This window comes from Nonomuraea sp. MG754425 (assembly GCF_021699195.1).
Taxonomy (GTDB): Bacteria; Actinomycetota; Actinomycetes; order Streptosporangiales; family Streptosporangiaceae; genus Nonomuraea.
On sequence record NZ_SSXE01000435.1, the window covers coordinates 1 to 1017 of the forward strand.

At 68.1% G+C, this 1017-nt stretch carries 1 protein-coding gene; it reads left to right on the forward strand.

From position 1 onward, the window contains the following. Window positions 1-169: 169 nt before the first annotated feature. A complete protein-coding gene (locus FAF44_RS53315; protein ID WP_237111140.1) occupies window positions 170-1015 on the forward strand; it encodes a hypothetical protein in 846 nt (281 codons plus the stop codon). Window positions 1016-1017 lie beyond the last annotated feature (2 nt).

Sequence of the window (1017 nt, forward strand, 5' to 3'; positions counted from 1 at the left end):
CCCACTGATCAGCGATATCTCAGGCAGGGCAGGACCCTACCCCTTTTCTCGTACTTGGTCTGGCCCCCAGTAGGGCGGGTGGTGGTCGCCGATGCCGTCCGGTGTTCGACGTGGACGCTGAAGCCCAAGGCTTGACGTTCATGCCCCGATCATGGTCCATGATCGGGGCATGAACGCCTTAATCCGGGCGGCCCTGGTGGGGGCCGTGATCGGGGTCGGGGAAGCCGCCCTGGCGCAAGTAGTGACTGACAACATCCTCGTGTTCCTGGCGATGCTGGCCATGCCCTTGCCCGCGGGCACGCTGCTGACCCTCTGGGGCAGGCTGCCCTTGTGGTGGCTGATCTCGATCCTGGGACCGGTCTTCGTCGTCATGGGCTTCATCGCGGCTCCGGTCCCGCCCGCCGAGATCGCGGAGATGGGCGGGTGGGGCAGCCTTCTGGCCTTCATGGGGATAGGAGCGGTCGGCTACCTGCTCGCCGGGGCCACGGTGCTGCCGCTGCGCATGGTGACGCGCCTGGCCACCATCGGGACGGTCCTCGTCCTCGGCATCGCCGCCGTCCTGGGGGAGAGACCCCTCTCGGGGCTGGTCGCCGCACAGACGATGGCGCGTGAACACGTGCCCGTCATCGCCACCGACCAGCCGGAATACCGTCTCGACTCCGTCGACGAGGAGGAAGGGATCCTCTTCCTCCACTACAAGCGCCGGCGCGATGGTCTGGAGGTGGCCGTCACCGTCCAGGCACCTTATGGGCTGACGGCCGAGCAGGCTTGCGGCTCCGAGGTGCCGGGCGCGTGCGAGGAAGTAGCCCCGGGAATCTGGGGCGATCATGTGGACCTGGGCTCGACGCTGGTCACCGTGCGGGGGAACGCGCTCACGGACGTGACGGGCGAGCTGGCGACGAAGGACGACCTGCTCGCGGTGCTGCGGGACGTGCGCCCGATGGACGCGTGGGAGCTGGCCTGGCTAGCGCTGAAGGACAGCTCCTACGACCAGGGGATGAGCGTCGCGGAGTGAGG

What these genes read in the sequence shown, in the direction of transcription:
- FAF44_RS53315 (WP_237111140.1), top strand. Translation starts at nt 170, where the DNA reads ATGAACGCCTTAATCCGGGCGGCCCTGGTGGGGGCCGTGATCGGGGTC.